Genomic DNA, 19525 nt, shown 5'->3' with positions numbered 1-19525 from the left:
TTATAAAATGAAGATAGAAGAAACCGCCCTGCCGGGGGTTTTGATCCTGACCCCTGCCCGTTTCGGAGATGCACGCGGTTTCTTCAGCGAAAGCTGGAATGAGCGGACGCTGGCGCAGCACGGAATTCATCAGCGGTTCGTGCAGGACAATCATTCGATGTCCATGCAAGTTGGAACCATTCGGGGGCTGCATTTCCAGTCCCCGCCTCACGCACAGGCAAAACTGGTGCGCTGCGGGCGTGGCGCATTGTTTGATGTGGCCGTCGACTTTCGCCGTGGCAGCCCAACCTGGGGGCGCTGGGTTGGTGTGGATCTCAGCTTTGAGAACGGACGTCAGTTGCTGATCCCAGCGGGCTTCTTGCATGGGTTTGTCACGCGCGCCCCAGAAACCGAGATCGTCTACAAATGCACCGACTACTATGCGCCGGAGTGCGATGGTGCGGTGCGCTTTGATGATCCAGACATCGGGATTGACTGGGGGATTGACCAGGACAGCGCCACGCTGAGTGACAAGGACGCGGCTGCACCGCGTCTGGCCGAGATTGAAACACCATTTACGTATGAGGTAGAGGTATGAAGCTTCTGGTGACCGGGGGAGCCGGGTTCATCGGATCGGCAGTGGTGCGCGAGGCTGTCGCCCGTGGGCATGAAGTCGTCAACCTGGATGCTCTGACCTATGCCGCCTGCCTTGAAAACGTAGCTTCGGTGAAGGACCACTCGAATTACAGGTTCGAGAAGGCCGATATTCGCGACCGCGAAGCTCTGGATCGGATTTTTGATGCGCACCAGCCGGACGCTGTCATGCATCTGGCCGCAGAATCCCATGTCGACCGTTCGATTGACGGTCCGGGTGACTTTATCGAGACCAACATCACCGGCACATACAACATGCTCGAAGCGGCTCGTCGCTTCTGGATCACGCAGGGACGCCCCAAGGGATTCCGGTTCCACCATGTGTCCACGGATGAAGTGTTTGGTTCGTTGGGTGAAACCGGACTTTTTACCGAAGATACGGCCTATGCGCCCAATTCGCCTTACTCGGCCTCCAAGGCTGCAAGCGATCATCTGGTGCGGGCCTGGCAAGAGACCTACGGCTTACCTGTTGTCATGAGCAATTGCTCGAACAATTACGGCCCCTATCATTTCCCCGAAAAGCTTATCCCGGTCGTTATTCTGCGCGCCCTGGCAGGGGAACCGATCCCGGTTTACGGGGACGGGTTGAATGTGCGGGACTGGCTGTATGTCGAAGATCATGCCGATGCTCTTTTGACGGTGTTGGACCGTGGCGAAATTGGCCGCTCATACAACATCGGAGGCGAGAACGAAGTCAGCAACATCGACCTTGTCAGGCGGATCTGCGCCATCCTTGATGCCAGGCAGCCCAGTGTGCGCCCCTATGCAGAGCAGATCACCTTTGTCACGGATCGCCCGGGACACGACCAGCGGTATGCGATCGACCCGGCTCGCATTCGAAACGAGCTGAGCTGGCGTCCGTCAGTGACCCTGGACGAAGGGTTGGCCAAAACCGTGGATTGGTATCTGAGCAATCGGGACTGGTGGCAAGCCTTGCAAGCGCGAGATGGGGTTGGAGAACGCCTGGGGCGTTTGCCATGAGGGTCTTGGTTTTCGGAACAAGCGGGCAGGTCGCGCGCGAGCTGCGCAGACGGTGCCCCGCAGGGGTACAGATGACCGCGCTGTCAAGGGATGAGGCAGATCTTGCCGATCCAGAAAGCTGTGCTCAGGCCGTCGCCAAGCATGCCTGTGACGCGGTGATCAATGCCGCAGCTTATACGGCCGTCGATCAGGCAGAGACCGAAGAAGAGTTGGCGACAGTTGTCAATGGAGCAGCACCTGCAGCGATGGCGCGTGCGGCCGCTGCGCAGGGTGTTCCATTCCTGCATGTGTCGACGGATTACGTCTTTGATGGTGGCGGGGAGCGGCCCTGGTCACCAAAGGATGAGACAGCGCCTGTGAATGCCTATGGGCGCAGCAAGCTGGTCGGAGAAGCCGGGGTAAGTGCCGCCGGCGGGGTGCACGCGATCTTGCGTACCTCCTGGGTGTTTTCTGCGCACGGTAGCAATTTCGTCAAAACCATGCTGCGTTTGGCGCAGACGCATGAGAGCCTGCGTGTTGTGGATGATCAGATTGGGGGGCCGACGGCCGCAGCAGATATTGCCGACGCACTCTGGGTCATGGCCAGAATGCTGTGGGATGGCAAGGGCAGGTCGGGTATCTATCACTTTTCCGGCGGTCCGGACGTCAGTTGGAAATGTTTCGCGCGCGAAACATTTGCAATGTCAGGGGCCAAAGTCGACGTGTCGGGAATTCCGTCGTCGCAATACCCGACGCCAGCAGCCCGACCACTGAATTCGAGGCTCTATTGTGATGATTTAGGGTCTGTTTTTGGTGTTTCCCGCCCGGATTGGCGGTTAAGCCTTAGGGATGTGGTTTCAGAAATTCAGGGGATAGAATGAAAAAACGTAAGGGCATCGTTCTGGCAGGCGGCTCCGGAACCCGACTATATCCCATTACGATGGGGGTCTCGAAACAGTTGTTGCCGGTCTACGACAAGCCGATGATCTATTACCCCTTGTCTGTGTTGATGCTGTCGGACATTCGCGAGATTGCACTGATCACGACACCCGAGGATCAGAGCCAATTCCAGCGTCTGTTGGGGGATGGGTCGCAATGGGGGTTGTCCTTTACCTACATCGTTCAACCGTCTCCGGATGGTCTGGCGCAGGCCTATGTCCTGGCGGAAGAGTTCTTGGACGGGTGTCCGTCGGCAATGGTTCTGGGCGACAACATTTTTTTGGGCATGGGCTGCCGGAGCAACTTCTGAAAGCCAACATGCAGGTCGAGGGTGGTACCGTTTTTGGATATCAGGTGGCGGATCCGGAACGCTATGGCGTTGTGGACTTCGATGCCCAGGGCAATGCGACCTCGATCGTTGAAAAGCCGCCCGTACCTCCGTCCAACTATGCAGTGACCGGGTTGTACTTTCTTGATGCCTCTGCGCCGGATCGTGCGCGGAACGTGGCCCCATCAGAGCGCGGAGAGCTTGAGATTACGACATTGCTGGAAAGCTACCTGACTGAGGGGAGCCTGACTGTCGAACGCATGGGGCGTGGATACGCATGGCTGGACACAGGGACACATGGCAGCATGCTGGATGCCAGCAATTTTGTCCGCACGCTGGAAAAACGGCAAGGTTTGCAGACCGGGTGCCCTGAAGAGATCGCCTTTGCCAAGGGATGGATCGATCGGTCAGAGCTCGAGGCTCTGGCGCGAAAATACGCCAAGAACGATTACGGCCGGTACCTGCTGCAGTTGCTGCAATGAGCAAGCTCAGACACGGTTCAGTATCGCACTGACCCAGAGTGCGGCATCGCCCAACAGACTCTGTCTATAGACGCCAGAGGCGCGCAAGGCCGTCAGGCGACGCAGGAGCGGGGACTGGCGGCCGCTGGCAAAGGTCGACAACGCTTGCTGGTTGTCGGGAGTGAATTGATCCGCGACGGCGGACAGGGCGGTCATGTTCATGTCATTCCACCGCCGAAAACGCCCCTTTAGCACCTGGGTAACCCGAGACATCCCTGCCTGCAGGCCGTGATGCGCCCCGATTTCGTTGCCGTCATGTTGACGATAAAGCAGCCCGGGTGTGTCATCGCGAACAATGCGGCCGCCGAGGCCGGTGATCATCTGGTAGATCCACCAGTCATGCATGGTGACAGAACGCACGTCTAAGGTGGCATTACGCAAGAACCTGGCGGCGGCGGCGTTCACCACAATGGTATTCCCCGCCACGACATTCTGAACCAGCGCATTGCGGAACGTCAGGGCACGCTGCGGGGTTCGAGACAGCTGTTGATTGCTCAGGGATGCGTCACACACCAGGGTGGGACTGCAGTACAATGCCGGGTCATCTGCTGGATGATCGGCCAGATGTGAAACGGCCCGTTCCAGTTTATGCGGAAGCCAGACGTCATCCTGGTCGCAAAACGCCAGGTAATCGGCTTGCGGATCAGAGTGCTGTAGCAGGTGCATGAAATTGGCGGCAGCACCCGCCTGAGGGCCGGATATCATTTTGATCCGATCAGGATCATGTTGCGCAGCGAAACCTTGCAAGACCTCGTAGCTTCCATCGGTTGATGCATCATCGCTGGCCAGCAGGCTCCAGTCAGAGTGGTCTTGCGTGGCGATACTGGCAAGCTGCTCGCCAAGGTAGTCGGCACCGTTGTAGACGGCCATCAGGATCTGGATATGGGGCAGGGTGCACTCCGTGTCGAATTTCAGGCTGTACTATCAAGCGTTTCCTGCCTTTGTAAACGGTTTCTGGGCGCGTCGGTGTGTATTGCTTTTGCCTATTGGGTAAACTATCAAAATCAGTGTTAGAGACGGGCCGTCCGAAAGGTGTCACGATGAAAACGATTTTTCATGTAGGTCATTCAAAGACAGGCAGTACAAGTCTCCAATCCACATTTTTTGGATCACGGGATCAATTGATCCAGAAAGGTGTCCTGTACCCAGTTGATGTTAATGGGTACTACAATAATCATAAGCTGTTGTCGGCGGATTTGATGGCGCAGCAGAAGGTTCCGCGTCATATTCTGAAAAATTTTTCTCATGATGAATTGCAGGCTGCGCGCAAGAGGCTGCAGGGTGGTATTCGGACCCAGATTGAAGCGACGCAGCCCCAATGTCTGCTATTGTCTTCAGAATCTCGCTTTGGGACTCTTCCAAGTGCAGGGCGAAAAAGGTTTCGCAAAATACTGGAGAAGTTCGGCTCTGAAGAAATCGAAATCGTTGCCTATATCCGGCAGCCATCCAAATGGTACCTGTCTGCTCTAAACCAGTGGGTTCGGCGGTCGTCCAGCGTCAGACCTCTCCAGGCCCTGAACCTTAAGAATCAGACGACGCAATTTGCTGAAGACTACGGGGTCGATCACGTGCATTTGCGACCATTCGCTCGTGAGGCATTGGTTGATGGAGATGTTACGGCAGATTTTTGTGCTCACTTCCTGACGGATTACGGCGTCACGCCTGAGAGCCTCAACATTGATCAAAACGCGAATGAGTCTATCTCCAATGAAGCGATGGATGTTGTTCGCCGTTTCAGAGAGCGTTTTTTTCCGACCAAGGATCACAAGTTTGTTTCTGACGGTGAGAAGCTTGTTCAGATACTCATGAAGCTGGAGAGTGATCTGAAGATGCCCAAACCGCAATTGCGTGCGGGTTTGGCCGATTATCTGGATTATAAGAACCGTGATCTTGTGGATCTGAGAAACCAGTACGGTCTTGTCTTGCCGGGATACGATTATGATCGGGCTGAGAAGGGCGAAATCGGGAATCTGAGTAAAAATGGTCATGCTTTGGAAGATCTTGTCGAGATAGATCGAGACGCTCAGGCCGAATTGATTTCCAGGGTGTCAAAGCATGACTGGATCCGATCACATTCCAAACGTGCAGAGTGGTTTGATGGTCTGCTTGAGCAGATCAATCCGAGTTTAGTTAAGGTCAGCGCTAATCGGGTTGCTTCCGAAGAAGGCGGAGCCTCCAATGATATTCAACCAGTGGGAGAAAATTCAATGAATGAACAGACTGAAAATGCGCGCACCCCTGAAGAGCAGGCCGAGCGGGATCTGGCTGTAGCTTTGGCGCGCGCCATTTTTCGCGAGGCAAACGGAGGCGAACTTGGTGACAAGGAAGCGCGCCAGCAAGCATGGGCTGAAAACCGCCGTGACTATCTCAAACAGGGGCGAGCTGTTCTGAAACAGTTGCGCAGGAGGGGTTTGAACTCGTCAAATCCGAGGAGGAAGCAGTCTAGAGCTTTCGGTCTTCAAGAGCAGGATCCATGATCCTGCTCCAGTAGTTTGAGCAGCCTTTTTCATTTGACTAACTGTGCCTGAGTTCCTCCTGGCCGCTTTGACTGTGTCGGGAAGAAATCGTGACTTTAGCGCAGTTCGGTGATTTGGTCCCGTGTCGCTTGATCGCGACCGGGTGCACTTGACTGCGCAGTCCCTTACTCTTGTTGCAGTAGTGCCTTTGCCCGATTGCGTGCGTTCTGGCTCATACGGGACATCATCTCAGAATCTGACACCAATTGCGCCACGGCATTGGCGGCGGCCTTTGGCGTATCGGGGGGCACCAGAAACCCACTCTGGCCGTCTTCGACAAGAATCTGTGGATGCCCGCGCGCATAGCTGACAACAGGTCTGCTGACGGCCATGGCCTCCAATACGGTTCGGCCAAAGGATTCCGCAAACCGCGACAGCGAGACAACGATATCGCTCATGGCGATGGCCGTTTGTGGCTGATCCACATAGCCTGGGGTTTCAATAAAGTCGGGCAGGGGTCGCAGAGCTTCTAGGTCGGTGCTCTCGGGGCCAATCAGCAGGCAGCGCACGAAAACTCCCATGTCATGCAGATGCGTGGCCATCTCGACAAAGTCTTCGACACCCTTCTTGGCGATGTTGCTGCTGATCATTGCCACACAGGGTGGCCTGCGTCCTGAATGGGACAGATTGAACAGGGCGGGGTCAATCTGATTGGATATGACGGTCGTACGGTCAGGAGCTGCCAGCCAGTTCTCGACTGCCGGGCTGTTGACGACAAATGTGTCAGCTTCGTCCAGAAGCCAGCCGCGAATGGTGCTGGCATCGGCTCCAAGATAAGTCCGCAAGGCGGTATCCTGCTCTGGCAGCTCATGCACATGTACAGTCAGATGAAGGCCCGCCTTCTGGGCTGCCAGGACCGGTGCATCCAGAACCAGCGTGTTGATATGCACCTCCTGGGGATGATGCATGGTCAGAAGATCTTCGAGCGCTGCAAGGGTGTCTGGATGGGGGCTGCGGCCCACTTGCCGCCACTGGTACGGGATGATCTGTACACCCACGGAACGGGTACACAGAGCCTGGAGATAGTCCTGCGACCCGATATGTGGCAGGACGACCAGCGCATGGCGTCCTTCGGCGTTAAACCTGTCCAACATATCCAGAAGACAGCGCTCGGCTCCGAACAATTGCTCGCCGGCCTGGTGGCCAAAAAATACAATGTCCGCAGGGGTTCCTGCAAATGTCCCTTCAAAATGGGGCAGGGGGCTATACCCCGCCGCGCGACCGCCTTCAGCCAGGAAATGCAGGACCGGGTTTACGTCGCTCTGATCCGGCAAATAAGACAGCCTGTACCCGGTTGTGCTGAACCGGGGGGACGGGTCACGGCCCTGTGCGGCACCGCTTTTTAGGTAATGTACGGCCGGATCCACTCCGGCATGGCGCACGTCTTCGTTGGCGGCCAGATACCACGCCGCATCAAACACAGGCGCTTGTCGGATCAGATCATCCGGGTACAGATCTGCTTCGGGATCGCCCACAGCAAGGGCATCGGGAATGGCAAACGGACGTCTGTCGGGCTTTTCTGGCAGGTATAGAGCCGAAACGGGGTCTGTCGGCCCGTCATGCTCTTGATCGTCCCGGGCCCGGGTCTGCCATCGTGTGGCGGCATTGTGGTAATCCGCGCGCAGCCCTCCGACTTCGGTTGAGTGGTGGGTTGCACTCTGTCCGGTCAGGCTGTGGGCCCCGCTTCGTCCCAGGGACAGGGGAACACCGGGCAGAACCTCGGTCAGGGCCGAGCTGCCAAAGGCCGCCATCAGGCGATAATAATATTCCGTATCGGCCCCCACGCGCACGCGGTCCCAATATCCAAGGCGGTCCAGAACCGACCGGCGGATCATCAGGGAGGAGACATTACGATGAACCAGCCCTTCGGGCTCCATGCGCCATCGCTCGAAAACAAGATCGGTCGAGCAGCGCACCCAATGTGACAGGCTGCCCATTGTATCAGGGTCTGCCATGAGCGCTTCGACCTGAAGCCGGATCTTGTCCGGATGGGCCCAGTCATCTGCATCATGAACAGTCAGGAAATCGCCCCGAGCAGCGGCCATGCCACGGTTGCGGGCAATATATGCCCCTTCGTTCCGGTCTGCGTCCAGCACGCGAATGCGAGCATCAGAGTCTGCAAATCGCTGTGCAACGGCCAGGGTGTCATCGGTTGACCCATCATCGACCACCAGGATCTCGAGGCTTTTCCAATGCTGCGCCAGCAACGAGTTCAGGGCCGTGGGGAGCGTCGGGGCGGCATTGTAAGCGGGAATGATGATGCTGACCAATGGCCCGCTTTTGTCGGACAGGAAAGAGAACAGGGCGCGCCGGGGTCGGATGCTGTCCAACGGTGCCCCTGGTTCCGGGGCCTGTCTGATGCGGCCGACCTTGGCTCGGGCCCAGATTCGATTGAGCTCACTGTATGCCTGCCCGCTGAGGTTGGCTGCCATGAGACCAAGCTCTGGTGAGTTCTCCCAGATTTGTTGGGCACGGTGCAGCAGATCCAGAGCCCGGGTGTGGTCACCGGTTGCCCAGGCGCATTGTATTGCCAACAGGGTGGCACCAATACCCGGGAGCTTGGGCAGAGGTCCGCTGGCGGGGACAATGCGTTGACACTGGATATCCGCATCATGCCAGCGCGCATGCGCGCCGTGCCAGCGTGCAAGCCACCAACAGGCCATATCCCGATCGGCGCTGGCGGGGCCTGCGGCCTGTGCCTCAAGAACAGGTTGCCCTTGTTCTTCATATCCAGACCACAGGTCGCGTTCACTGTCTTCTCCGGACAGGGCATGCGGCAGACGGCCCTCGCCCCGACCAAACTGGTCATAATGGTGCCAGGGATCTATCCCCGAGGCCGCCACGTCGGGATAGGCCGCAAGATACCATTGGGGGTCAAATTCGTGTTGATCGTCCTGTTCAGGCATAACTGGCCTGGGCAAAGAACGGCAGTAGACGCGTGAATTCTTCCGGGCTGAAACTGCGTGGTTCCAACTGAAACTCGGCCATGCGATCGATGCGTTTGGTTGGTTTAGCCAAGGCTTCGACGTCATGATATTGCGGGCGGTCAAAATAATTATCAAACAACAGGCGAACTGGCTGGGTTATCCGCAGGCACACAGTTGCAAAGCAGGCCGACCTGAACCGCCCGTTGATCAGGACGAGATCGGGATGCTGAAAAAAGGACTGGTCCCAGATCTCGACAGGATAGTGATGGAATTTCGTCCACTGCGCCGGGGCAAGAGGGCGCCCCAGGGGCCAACCGGACCGATGTCGGCCGCATGGATGATCACTGGTGATCTGGTTTTCATCTGGTCCAGATCGCTGCGCAGTTCCATCGCCCAGTCCGGGTCGGATTCCACGCATTGGATGAACTTGCCCGGTTGCTGTGCTGCAAGCAGGGTTGTCTCGCTGGGGCCGTATTCCAGAATGACCTCTGCCTGAGCGTATCGCTTGGACAGGTGGTTTCGAACTTTTTGGGAAAATTCTTGAGCGATTTGTCCCCGGATGAAATGCTGTCCTGACCCTCACTCATTGCAATCAATTTCTTTTTCGGCGTGGATGACGGTTCCGGGTACGATCAGCCGGACATCAGGGTGTTGAAGCATTTCAAAGAACTCGGCTGTAAAGCGTCCCGGGACGCGTTTGGTGTCAGGATGGTGATCGATCCCTGCACAATGACCTGCCTGTGTATGATCCCGCAACAGGCCGTGCATTTTCGAGACTGTTTCGGGGTTGGTGCAATCGCCGCGCAAGACCAAATCCAGCGCCACCGGGCCATCCGGTTTCTGAAACATCTCAACAGGGATCATATTGCGCCGCAGGGTCTGGTTTTCAGGGCTCAGAGGATCGGGTTTCTGATGGCAGTATTGTGCAATCTCCCGATAGAAGCGGCGCATACCATAGTAAATGCTGCTGACATGGGTTTGCTTGGCGCGGGTCAACGAATTGTCGTCATTCAGGGCCAGCGCCAATGGCGCCTTGGGGCAGATTTTTATCAGAGAATTACGGCCGTGAACCGCCTGCATTCGCCAGATAAGCTCGGTATCGGCCGAGATGCGAACGTTGTCCCACGGACCCAACTCGTCGAACAGGGAGCGACGGGCCATGAAGGTTGAATGGCTCCAATCGATCAGGTTTGGTGAAATCCGCCAGTCCGGAGTGACGTGCAGATCAGGGCGCACACGCACCCAATGGGCTGCAACGCCCAGTGCAGAGCCTGAAACCAGGGCCTTGATCTGGGTTTCGATCTTCTGGGGGTGGGACCAGTCATCGGCATCATGGGTCGTAACAAAATCCCCTTTTGCCACCTCCATTCCACGGTTTCGCGCCGGATATGCTCCGGTGTTTCTGGTCTGGCGAATGGGTTTGATCCGAGGGTCTTCTGCAGCCATCTTCTGCAGGATCGCAAATGTGTTGTCAGGGCTGCAGTCATCGACGGCAACAATTTCGATGTTGCGATAGCTCTGCTGACATAGAGACCGAATGGCGGCTTCGACCGTTTGTTCGGCCCTGTAGATCGGCATGATGATTGAAACAAGCCCGTGGTCAGCGGGGCAGACATGCACACTGCTGCCTTCAATGTTGCCCAGTGATAATGGTTTTGCGGGATCTCGCAACTGAAGGGTGCTCAACTCGGCACGGGTGTAGACCTTGTTGAACCAGGCCAACCTTTCAGCGTCCGTTTCACATGTGTTGGCAAAGGCAAGCGTGACATGAGGATCAGTTTCGTAGCCGGGCAGCTCCAGACAGCGTTGCAGAAGGTCCCGGGCTTTCTCCGGGGATTGCATCTGCTTCAGTATGAAGGCGTGGATCATGTAGCGGGTTTTTGTGTCGGCAAAATCCGGGGCAATCGTGTCGATCCGCTCCATGATGTCCCGCGCGGTTTCAAGTTCGCCATCAAACGCTTTTCGAACCGCAACCTCGTAGGCGATTTCAAACCGTGTCGCCTGCGTTTCAGCAGAGCTGTTCATCAACTCCATCAACTCGGGAACAACGGTTTCGGGGTTGGGCTTGACCACAAATAGTCGGTCAGACGTCTTGCTCGCGCGGTCTTCTTCGTTGTTTTTATCCGGCGGCCTTCCTTTTGGCCGAAACGCGCATAATGCAGCAGAGGATTCAATCCGGTATCAGCGACATCCGGGTAGCATTCAAGGTAGAACCGGGTGCTGAAGTTCTTGCCCGGATCCCGCCCCATGGCGGCGCCGTATTTCAGGTAATGCTCGGCAGGCTCCATGCCCAGTTCAGCAACATCAGGGTAGGTTTCCAGATACCAGTTCCGATGCACATGACCGGTTTTGCGAATGGTCGTGATCTGCTGCTGGAGATCCATTACTCACTGATCCTTGTGCAGCTTGCGGTTCTCCGATTTGCCGAACATTTCATGATGAACCAGGGCGTTGAAACCATGCTGTGCCACGTCCCGATTGGCCAGATAATATGCCATGGTCTTGAAGTTCGGCCCGGGATCCCGTCCGTCCAGGTTGCCGTGCAGAACATAGTGCTGAGCCGGGTCCATTTTGCTTTCGGCGACATCGGGATAGGTTTCGAGATACCAATTTGCGTCGAACAGCTCGCTTTGCCGGACCGCTTCGATCTGAGCCTTCGTGCTGGGCAAGCTGGCCCGAGATGGCGCATCCCGACGCGTCAAACGTGATTTCCCCACCCTTTGCATCGAAATTTCAGCGTTGCGAAGTTCGATCAGAACCATTTGCCGTTCGTTCTGGCCCTCCAGGTCCTGTTGCCACCGTTTCTTCTCCGCCTCAAAGAGGCGAGTCAGCGCAACCAGTTCGTCGGTTTGTCGTGCGACTTGCGCTTCGAATGCCGCGACCTCGGCATCCACCTCTGTTCTGTCGCGTGCGCTTTCAAGCTGCGTGCGTGCGGCATTCAACTCTGTCTTGAGATTTTCGATTTCAACATCCTGCACGTTAGCGCGGGTTTGCATTTTGGACGCCGCCGCCTTCAGGGTCTCGATGTCAGTCTCTTTCTCAGTCAACTCAGCTTTGGCCGAAGCAAGGGCTTCCTGCGCCGTTTCAGCCTCCGCTGTCTTCTCCTCTGTCGCAAGCGAACGCTTTTTGACCTCTCCTCGCAACCAGTTGATCTTGCTCTCGTGCTTCGCGTTCTGCTCGTCTCTTTGCTCGAGCAGGTTCACGAGCTTCCCCATTTCCCTATCCTGACGCTCGACCGTGTCTTGCAGGGTTTCGGTGCGATTCTGGTTTTGCTGCATCTGCTCTTGCAGCTGCGCCAGTTGCTGCTTTAGCAAATCGGAATCCGAGGCCTTCGGTGTCATCTCGGCCAGGGTTTCGAGGGTCCGCGTTCTTTCGTTTTGTGCCTCTGTCAGAAGCTGTTTGAGGGATGTGATTTCATCGAAGTGACGACTGTCCGACAATGCGATCTGCTGGCTACGGTTTTCATAAGCACTGCGGAGCTTGCTCAGCTTCTTTTGTGTGCTCTGGTTGGTTTTCTGTTCTGTTTCCAGATCTTCCTTCAACTGAGAAATCAGTTTCTTCTGCTGGATTTTCTGGCTGCGCTCGGTTTTGGCCAAATAGGCGTTGCTATGCGCCTTGCCCAATCGAAAAAACACTTTCTGAGTTTCCGAATATCCCGGGTCACCCAATTTCAGGCGGGCAAGGGATGCCAAGCGATTTGGGGCTTCCACGCCAAGGTGCAGGCCAACCCCCTTACCGTGTTCCAGGGTGAAATCGATTGCTTCCAGACCCAATTGGTTTTGGCACGATTCACGAGCCTCCATGAGTGTGGGGTCACTCATTCCATGAAGCAGGACGGTGCACCGCGGCGACAGCCTGTCCCGCCAAATGCTCAAATCAGCGGGCAACCTGGCGAGGTCGAGGTAAAGAAGATCGATGCTTTGTGCGCCGAACCGCAGTGCCGCCTGTGATCCGGGTTCGCTCAACAGGGCTGAAAAATCTTCGTAGTTGTTGACGTTGTGGTGCTTTGCGGCATAGCTCGGCTCGTTGGGGCCGATATTGAAACAACGGCTTTCCAATCCAAGCCGTTCGACGGCTTGGCACATGGCAAAATATGGCTCGGCCGCGGCTTCGGTGTCTTCAGTTAGGACCGTCAGCACACGGGGTGACACGCTTTCGACAATCCAGAACAGGAATGGGAGGCTGCCGATGGCGTCGGTGCCGGTTAGATATGCGGCCTGCCAGAACAGGCTTTTCGAGGCCAGCGGTTGAATGATGTTGATGCTCGACGGTCAGCTTGTCAGTCTGCACTTCTGTTATTTTGGATACCATTCCAGAAATCCCAATAAAAAATTTTACGCATTGAGCCCTCTTAGCGTGACGCTAGGCTGTACGGTTGTAAATGGCCTTGGTCAGCTTGAGCCAGAAGGAGCTTTTCAGGGCATTGCGATATGCGGTGTCTTGCGGCAGCGTTCCCGGGTTCAGAGCAAAATCCGGTTGTCGGGTTGCCAGACGTTCGTGGAGGGCGGCGTTCCAAGGCGCAACGTGCTTGCGCAATTGGTTCTCTTCGGACCCGACATAGATCATGGTTTTTGTATCGTCGCCCAATTCTGACTGCATATGACTGCGCACCAGTTCCAGCAAATCCGTGTTTGCGGCCTTGGGGCGTGCAATCATTGAGGCAACCCACGAGGCAAGCGGATCAGGAGAGACATTGGCCATGCCGCTGTCGTATCTGTCCTTGAGGTTGTCTGCTGTCAGGGTGCAGCCGATCAGATCCAGCATGTAGCTTCGGATACCGTCACCTGCACAGGCGGTCAGGTAGTCGACATAGTGTATCTCGTCTTCGGCAAAGCTGTTGCGCAGATGGTTGTCCAGTTCCAGATAATTCATGAACAGGCCGCTGGCATATCCGGTTTTCATGGCATTCTGAAAGAAGTGTCCCCAATAGGGTGGTGCCTGCTTTTTTGAGATTTCCAGATAGATGGATTGCAGGAACGACACCTGGTCACGCAACACGCAGATCACTTTGACTTCGTCGAACTGGTCGATGAACGGGCGGATGGCCTGCAGGTCCACACGGGTCTTGGGGTGGCCCCGGGAGAACTCCTCGCTGCTCAGGAACACGGTATGATCCCCGTCGGACAAGGTCTGGGCCAACTTCTGCCAGGCGGCCATCGACCCTTCGGGCAGGTGAAAATTTGGGGTAAGTTTGATCCAGTCGGTGACCAACCCGTGGTGGCCTTCGAAACGGCCGATGTTGGGGTATATCACCCCGTGACTGGCCAGCAGCTTGCGATTGTTGAAAAAGCTTTTCTGAATGGTTGTCGTCGCGGTTTTATGCGTGCCGATATGCAGGATCAGTCGTGCCATTGGCGACCTTCTCGTTTCTGTGTCTCGCGGCGCCAGTTCCCCAGGACATCGAGCCAAGCCGTATCATATTGTTGCGATGGTTCCAGCATGGCTTTTTCAGCCCACTCGTTCCAGGCGTTTACGAACAGTTCCTGGCCATAGGAATCGGCAATCCGATGTTGGCTGAGCCCACGCAGCCAGCGTGTAAAGCTGGCTGGATTGGCGCCATAGGCGACATGCGCCATCCGTCCGCGCCGGGCCGTGTTGTCCCACGACGGCATTACCCCGGCAATCGTGTTTCCAGCCCTGGGGCGGGCCGTGGACAGGCTGTTGTCGATGACGGCGTTGTAGTCGTAGATCAAGCCAGAAAACCCGTCGTTCACCTGTATGTCCAGCTGGTTTCCCTGAGGGCCGCCAAAAAGATAGTTGTCCTCATCCACCATGCCGTGTGGTGGCATATCAATATAAAAATCAAATAGTCCTTCGGGGATTTCCTGCGTGCCGGGAACGTGAAAATGAACAGCTCCCAACTCGACCTGCCCCAGCCCGAGCGCCATCCACTCAGCCCGCAGGGCAATAACCGTCTCTTCAGGGTTGGGCAGGTCTTCGGGGCGATAGATTACAAAGCGGGGGCGTGTGCCGTCAGGCCGCTGGTAACGTGGATCGCTCATATAGGGAAAAAGATCATGCGCCAGCTTTTCCGCAAAACCTTCGGAATAGCTCTGTTCGACCAGGGTTTCACCGCTCAGCCCGTCCCAATTGCGGCGCCAGCTTTCATTCGCCCAACACAGGTAGAACGGAAAGTCGATGTCGGGCCGTGACAACATCTGGCGCAATGGCCCTTCGAGTTGCGTCCGACCATCAAACCAATAGTAGTAACAGCAAAAGGCGTCGATCCCGGCCTTGCGCGCCAGGGCACTTTGTTCATGCATGTTCTCGGGCCGCATCAGGTCATAAAATCCCAATGCGCCGGGCAAGGCGGGTTGCGTATGGCCTGAGAACTGAGGTTTTGCTGCGGCTGTAGCCTGCCATTCGGTGTAGCCTTGCCCCCACCACCGGTCGTTGTCCGGTGTCCGGTGAAACTGGGGCAGATAGAATGCGCTGACAAAGGCCGGAGGGGTGATCCCGGGAACCATGCCCTGATCCGTTTCAGGGTCTGATGCCTAGCTCGGCAGAGGACGGGCTGGGTGGCTGCTTCAGCTCGCTGGTCTGCCGGATCCCAAGATCGCCACAGGCCGCGATATATCCCAGGGCCCGTTCAAAGGCATGGGCTGTTGTGCCGTCCACCTGCGAATACTCCAATGCAAAATCATCCTGGTTCAGCTGCATGCCGCGGATCATCGCAACCATCAGGGGGCTGAGCCAGTACATTGAACCGGCAGGGAACGACAGGGTGTCCGGGTCCATTGCAATTTCAAGTCGGGCCAGCATCTCGGCGGTCGACTTCTTGTTCGACCCCCACCAGCGCTCACCCTGATAGTGTTGCCCGTCCGCGACCCAGATCCCGGCGACAGGGTCACTCAGGAACCGCTCCAGAAGGGTGGCGGTTTCAGCGCCGGGCAGGATGCCCCGGATCAGATGCTGCCGCCATTCGTTCCCATCCTGCCGGTGAGGGGACTTCTTGGTGTGGATCTTGCACACGCCCCGATACCCCGACAGCAGGCCGGAATTAACAAGATGCACAAACGGAAAAATGTCACGCCCGTGGTTGGGCATGGCTACGACCCGGGCGTTCGGGAAATCAGCCTGGATATCATCTGCCAGCCCGCGGGTCAGATCACCTTGCTCTGTGTAGGTCACGAAAAGATCCGCATTCAACGCGGCAGCCGTGATTGTTTCCGCCATCTCGGGCCACAGATCCGGGTAATAGACATGAACGACGATCGCCAGATCGAGAGGGTCCGGGTCGGCTTCTCTGCGTCGCAAAACCGGTGGCAGCAATGGCCCGCTCAGCGCGCCCAGTGACGGATCCTGCCGGATCAGTCGGTTTTCAGCCCGTCCATAGCGGACGTAATGCAGAAAGGGGTGCTTCAGGTCTACCAGGTCTTCATTCAACAGCCGGTATGTGGTGGGTGAGAATTCCGGGTTCGGCTGAAGGTTGGCAGCCTCTCCGAACATGACGTAATGGCGCTCGGGGAACCGGAGGTACAGCGCGTTCAGGGTTGGATGGCAATTTCGATAGAACGTGCGGTCAAACAAGCCCGAGCGGCAAATTTTCCATGTCGCATAAAGCGAAACAGGGTTGGGTGAAAAAATCTGAGGACACGGCTCAACCGGCTTAGAAGGCGTCTTATCATTTGCGTGGCTGTAACCGAGAAGGTGAGTAAGTTGCTATTGGGGGCGATGTAGCAACTACACTTGGGGGTTGCAAATGGTTAGGGGTAGGCCCCGGCATGGGGCCAATCGCGCGATTTGCAACGTGGTACAGGGCTGACATCCAAGCCCGACTTCAGGTTTTTTCGTTCAGGATGTGACGGTGATATCGGCCCAACAGGATCAATCCAACAGTTGAAACAACCAAAGCGACGCCGAACACAAAGGGCAAAGAGACATAAGTCGCGTCATAAGTTGGATAAAATCCGGTTCGCATCACACCTGTCACATGGACCAGTGGATTGTACCATAAGATACTCTGAGCAAAATTTGGCATGTCTTCATAGATGAACATGACAGCCGACAGAATGAACAATGGCCGATTCACGATCATCCAGACATGTTCCCATATTGGTATGACCGACATCAGGAAACAGTTCATGACCCCCACCGCAAATCCCAGTGCGGCGGCCATGGCAATGCTGAGCATGATGGCTGTGGGTTCAAGAATTGTATGCACGTCGTAGGCGATGTGTAACCCAGTCATCACGATGTAGAAAACAAGCAATTGGGTCAGCAGGTTCAGAATGAAGCGCGCCAACAGCGCATCGACATAGGTGACACTCGGATAGGCCAGCAAAGGACGCGAAAAGCGGATGGACTGGGCGACTTTGGTTGCCAGGGCTGCATAGAGCCCAAAAGGAAGGTAGCCGGTCGCATAAAACAGCGGAAAGTTCGTACCCAGGGATGGGGATCGAAACAGTAGGCTGAAAGCAAAGGTCAAAATGGCAATGGCGCCGACAGGTTCAAGAATGGCCCACAGGTAACCACCGGGGGACCGACCATAGGTCGTCGCCATTTCCCGAAGCATCAGCGCACTGATCGTGCGCCAGGTCCCAAAGGACCTCGGACGACGCGGAACGGAGGTTGATTCCATGGTGAGCCTCAAAGCGAGTGGGATTGCTGTCTTTTCGAAGACTGGTTATGAAGCAACTCGAATTGCAGCGCAAATGGCGTCAGCCAGCGGAGTGTCTTTTGTCAGAAAAACAATCTCAGGCCAAGCCCGCCGTGGAAACGGCGGAGGACAAGTCGCAAGACCCCAAAAAGGCAAAGCCTGCTGCGAAAGATCAGGCCAAGGATCCCGCTAAAGAGGCGCCCAAGACGACCGAGGTCGCGACCAAAAAGTCTGCCCCTGCAAAACCGACCAACATACCGGTCAAGGTACCGACGAAACCCGCGCAGCCTGCGGCGGCAAGGAAGCCGGTCAAGCCTCCGGCGCAGCCCGCACACAGGCGCCGTCGGCATATGATGCTGATTCTCAGCTTCATTTTTTTAGTGATTTTGCCGGTAGGGCTGGTCTGGGCCTATCTGGTGGACCGGGCCGAGGATCAATATGCCTCTACATTGGGTTTTGTGGTCCGCAAGGAAGAATCCAGCTCCGCGGTCGAACTTTTGGGCGGAATAACACAGCTGTCGAGTTCCAGTTCCTCTGACACCGACATTCTCTACGAGTTCATCCAAAGCCAGCAACTGGTGCAGCAGGTTGATGCGCGCTTGGATATTCGGGCGATGTTCTCTCGGTACCACGAGACGGATCCGTTCTTCTCTCTTGCGCCGGACGGTACGATCGAAGATCTGGTCGATTTCTGGACCCGCATGGTGAAGATTTCTTATGACCCGGGTACGGGGATGATCGAATTGCAGGTCAAGGCTTTTGCCGCGGATGAGGCGCAGGCCATCGCGCAGGCCATCTTCGATGATAGCGCGGCCATGATCAACGAGTTGAGCGCGATCGCGCGCGAGGATACCACCCGGTACGCGCGGGAAGAGCTGGAGCTTGCGATCGAGCGCCTCAAGGTTACCCGCGAAGCGGTTGCAGAGTTCCGCAATCGCACCCGTATCGTGGATCCGCTGGCAGATGTTCAGGGGCAGATGGGATTGCTCGGAACCTTGCAACAACAATTGGCCTCAGCCCTGATCGAAGGTGATCTGCTGGCGCAGACCACGCAACCGGGAGACCCGCGGGTGGCCCAAGCGGCACGGCGCGTCGAAGTGATTCAGGCGCGCATTGCTGCAGAACGCAACAAGTTCTCGTTTAGCGAGGGCGACAAGTTCGTCAGTGTCCTGAGCGAATTCGAACGGCTGAATGTCGATCGTCAGTTTGCCGAGCAAGCCTATCTTGCAGCTCTGACGGCTTTTGACACGGCCAAGGCCGAAGCACAGCGTACCAGCCGGTATCTGGCGGCCTACATCATGCCAACCTTGCCGGAGAAAGCGGAATTCCCCCAACGTCTGACAATCGGGGCGTTGGTGGCTGCCTTTGTGTTGATGAGTTGGGCGATTGCGGTGCTGATCTATTACAGCATCAAGGACCGTCGCTGATTGCCATGATCTGGCTACGTGATCTCAGCAAGACGTACTACCTGAATGGCCGCAGCAAGATTGTGGCCGATAACATCAATACGATTTTTCCGACCGGCGTATCCGTAGGTTTGCTGGGCCGCAACGGCGCTCGGCAAGTCGAGCCTGCTGAAGATGGTCGCCGGCACCATGGACCCCGATAGTGGGGATATCCTGTCATCGGGTACGATTTCATGGCCTGTCGGATTTGCCGGGAGTTTTCACCCTGAGCTGACCGGTGCCCAGAACGTGCGCTTTGTTGCGCGAGTCTATGGCGTTGACACCAACACCCTGATCGATTTTGTCGAGGACTTTGCCGAACTGGGGCAGCATTTTCATCTGCCGTTTCGCAGTTACTCGTCCGGCATGCGCTCAAGACTGGCCTTCGGAACATCCATGGGCATCAAATTCGACACCTATCTGGTGGATGAGGTGACCAGCGTCGGGGATGCGGCGTTCCGGGCCAAGAGTGAAAAGGTGTTCAAGGAGCGCATGGCCGACAGCGGGGCGATCGTGGTGTCGCACGGCCTGCCGATGCTCAAGCGCATGTGCCAGGCGGGCGCTGTCCTTGAAAATGGCGATCTGGTTTATTTTGACGAAATCGACGATGCGATCGCCTATTACGAAGACATCATTGCCAGGGACGGCAAGAATTAA

The 19525-nt window shown here is 56.4% G+C and carries 16 protein-coding genes and 2 pseudogenes; 7 read left to right on the top strand and 11 right to left on the bottom strand.

From position 1 onward, the window contains the following. Positions 1-7 precede the first annotated feature (7 nt). The 4 genes and pseudogenes from rfbC (at position 8) to rfbA (ending at position 3342) form a co-directional block, all read left to right on the top strand. Complete coding sequence (gene rfbC / locus ACZ1HE_RS23545; protein WP_472625165.1) at positions 8-577, top strand: dTDP-4-dehydrorhamnose 3,5-epimerase; 570 nt, start codon at positions 8-10, stop codon at positions 575-577. Beyond that, a complete protein-coding gene (rfbB, locus tag ACZ1HE_RS23540; protein ID WP_472625163.1) occupies positions 574-1614 on the top strand; it encodes a dTDP-glucose 4,6-dehydratase in 1041 nt (346 codons plus the stop codon). Before rfbC ends, rfbB begins: the two co-directional genes overlap by 4 nt. Next, a complete protein-coding gene (gene rfbD, locus ACZ1HE_RS23535; protein WP_472625161.1) occupies positions 1611-2474 on the top strand; it encodes a dTDP-4-dehydrorhamnose reductase in 864 nt (287 codons plus the stop codon). Before rfbB ends, rfbD begins: the two co-directional genes overlap by 4 nt. Beyond that, a pseudogene (rfbA, locus tag ACZ1HE_RS23530) lies at positions 2471-3342 on the top strand (glucose-1-phosphate thymidylyltransferase RfbA). Before rfbD ends, rfbA begins: the two are co-directional and overlap by 4 nt. A gap of 6 nt (positions 3343-3348) precedes the next feature. Here the strand turns inward: rfbA and ACZ1HE_RS23525 are convergent. Next, the gene (locus ACZ1HE_RS23525) at positions 3349-4263 is read right to left on the bottom strand and encodes a glycosyltransferase family 2 protein (RefSeq protein ID WP_472625197.1); all 915 of its coding nucleotides are present in this window, start codon (positions 4261-4263) and stop codon (positions 3349-3351) included. Positions 4264-4421: 158 nt separating this feature from the next. Here ACZ1HE_RS23525 and ACZ1HE_RS23520 point away from each other — a divergent pair, with 158 nt between their 5' ends. Continuing rightward, on the top strand, positions 4422-5858 hold the full coding sequence (locus tag ACZ1HE_RS23520) for a hypothetical protein (RefSeq protein WP_472625159.1): 1437 nt from the start codon (positions 4422-4424) through the stop codon (positions 5856-5858). 164 nt (positions 5859-6022) lie between these two features. Here ACZ1HE_RS23520 and ACZ1HE_RS23515 read toward each other — a convergent pair whose 3' ends face one another. From ACZ1HE_RS23515 to ACZ1HE_RS23470, 10 genes are all read right to left on the bottom strand, one after another. After that, positions 6023-8803 (bottom strand): glycosyltransferase, encoded by a 2781-nt coding sequence (locus ACZ1HE_RS23515; RefSeq protein WP_472625157.1) that lies wholly within the window; start codon positions 8801-8803, stop codon positions 6023-6025. Beyond that, on the bottom strand, positions 8796-8963 hold the full coding sequence (locus ACZ1HE_RS23510) for a hypothetical protein (protein WP_472625155.1): 168 nt from the start codon (positions 8961-8963) through the stop codon (positions 8796-8798). Before ACZ1HE_RS23510 ends, ACZ1HE_RS23515 begins: the two co-directional genes overlap by 8 nt. A 68-nt stretch (positions 8964-9031) precedes the next feature. Further along, on the bottom strand, positions 9032-9238 hold the full coding sequence (locus ACZ1HE_RS23505) for a hypothetical protein (protein ID WP_472625153.1): 207 nt from the start codon (positions 9236-9238) through the stop codon (positions 9032-9034). Positions 9239-9403: 165 nt separating this feature from the next. Beyond that, positions 9404-10897: a glycosyltransferase family 2 protein gene (locus tag ACZ1HE_RS23500; protein WP_472625151.1), complete on the bottom strand. Its 1494-nt coding sequence runs from the start codon at positions 10895-10897 to the stop codon at positions 9404-9406. Further along, positions 10858-11208, bottom strand: a complete 351-nt coding sequence (locus tag ACZ1HE_RS23495; RefSeq protein ID WP_472625149.1) for a hypothetical protein — start codon at positions 11206-11208, stop codon at positions 10858-10860. The genes ACZ1HE_RS23500 and ACZ1HE_RS23495 overlap by 40 nt, the downstream gene beginning before the upstream one ends. Positions 11209-11211: 3 nt before the next feature. Beyond that, positions 11212-12975 (bottom strand): class I SAM-dependent methyltransferase, encoded by a 1764-nt coding sequence (locus ACZ1HE_RS23490; RefSeq protein ID WP_472625147.1) that lies wholly within the window; start codon positions 12973-12975, stop codon positions 11212-11214. 211 nt (positions 12976-13186) lie between these two features. Beyond that, entirely contained in the window at positions 13187-14176 is a 990-nt protein-coding gene (locus ACZ1HE_RS23485; RefSeq protein WP_472625145.1) for a hypothetical protein, read from the bottom strand. After that, the gene (locus ACZ1HE_RS23480; protein WP_472625143.1) at positions 14164-15291 is read right to left on the bottom strand and encodes a glycosyltransferase WbsX family protein; all 1128 of its coding nucleotides are present in this window, start codon (positions 15289-15291) and stop codon (positions 14164-14166) included. Before ACZ1HE_RS23480 ends, ACZ1HE_RS23485 begins: the two co-directional genes overlap by 13 nt. 13 nt (positions 15292-15304) lie before the next feature. Further along, on the bottom strand, positions 15305-16354 hold the full coding sequence (locus ACZ1HE_RS23475; protein WP_472625141.1) for a rhamnan synthesis F family protein: 1050 nt from the start codon (positions 16352-16354) through the stop codon (positions 15305-15307). A gap of 250 nt (positions 16355-16604) precedes the next feature. Then, a complete protein-coding gene (locus ACZ1HE_RS23470) occupies positions 16605-17405 on the bottom strand; it encodes an ABC transporter permease (RefSeq protein WP_472625139.1) in 801 nt (266 codons plus the stop codon). 47 nt (positions 17406-17452) lie between these two features. Here ACZ1HE_RS23470 and ACZ1HE_RS23465 point away from each other — a divergent pair, with 47 nt between their 5' ends. Both ACZ1HE_RS23465 and ACZ1HE_RS23460 read left to right on the top strand, forming a co-directional pair. Further along, a complete protein-coding gene (locus tag ACZ1HE_RS23465) occupies positions 17453-18850 on the top strand; it encodes a KpsE/RkpR family capsule polysaccharide export protein (RefSeq protein ID WP_472625137.1) in 1398 nt (465 codons plus the stop codon). A gap of 5 nt (positions 18851-18855) precedes the next feature. Then, positions 18856-19525: pseudogene (locus tag ACZ1HE_RS23460) on the top strand (ABC transporter ATP-binding protein).

Source organism: Falsiruegeria sp. JB4-1 (assembly GCF_055693495.1).
The sequence above is the reverse complement of the archived record's forward strand: the minus strand, read 5'-3'. Positions and strand labels throughout refer to the sequence as shown.

What these genes read in the sequence shown, in the direction of transcription:
- rfbC (WP_472625165.1), top strand. Translation starts at nt 8, where the DNA reads ATGAAGATAGAAGAAACCGCCCTGCCGGGGGTTTTGATCCTGACCCCT.
- rfbB (WP_472625163.1), top strand. Translation starts at nt 574, where the DNA reads ATGAAGCTTCTGGTGACCGGGGGAGCCGGGTTCATCGGATCGGCAGTG.
- rfbD (WP_472625161.1), top strand. Translation starts at nt 1,611, where the DNA reads ATGAGGGTCTTGGTTTTCGGAACAAGCGGGCAGGTCGCGCGCGAGCTG.
- ACZ1HE_RS23520 (WP_472625159.1), top strand. Translation starts at nt 4,422, where the DNA reads ATGAAAACGATTTTTCATGTAGGTCATTCAAAGACAGGCAGTACAAGT.
- ACZ1HE_RS23515 (WP_472625157.1), bottom strand. Translation starts at nt 8,803, where the DNA reads ATGCCTGAACAGGACGATCAACACGAATTTGACCCCCAATGGTATCTT.
- ACZ1HE_RS23495 (WP_472625149.1), bottom strand. Translation starts at nt 11,208, where the DNA reads ATGGATCTCCAGCAGCAGATCACGACCATTCGCAAAACCGGTCATGTG.
- ACZ1HE_RS23485 (WP_472625145.1), bottom strand. Translation starts at nt 14,176, where the DNA reads ATGGCACGACTGATCCTGCATATCGGCACGCATAAAACCGCGACGACA.
- ACZ1HE_RS23480 (WP_472625143.1), bottom strand. Translation starts at nt 15,291, where the DNA reads ATGGTTCCCGGGATCACCCCTCCGGCCTTTGTCAGCGCATTCTATCTG.
- ACZ1HE_RS23470 (WP_472625139.1), bottom strand. Translation starts at nt 17,405, where the DNA reads ATGGAATCAACCTCCGTTCCGCGTCGTCCGAGGTCCTTTGGGACCTGG.
- ACZ1HE_RS23465 (WP_472625137.1), top strand. Translation starts at nt 17,453, where the DNA reads ATGAAGCAACTCGAATTGCAGCGCAAATGGCGTCAGCCAGCGGAGTGT.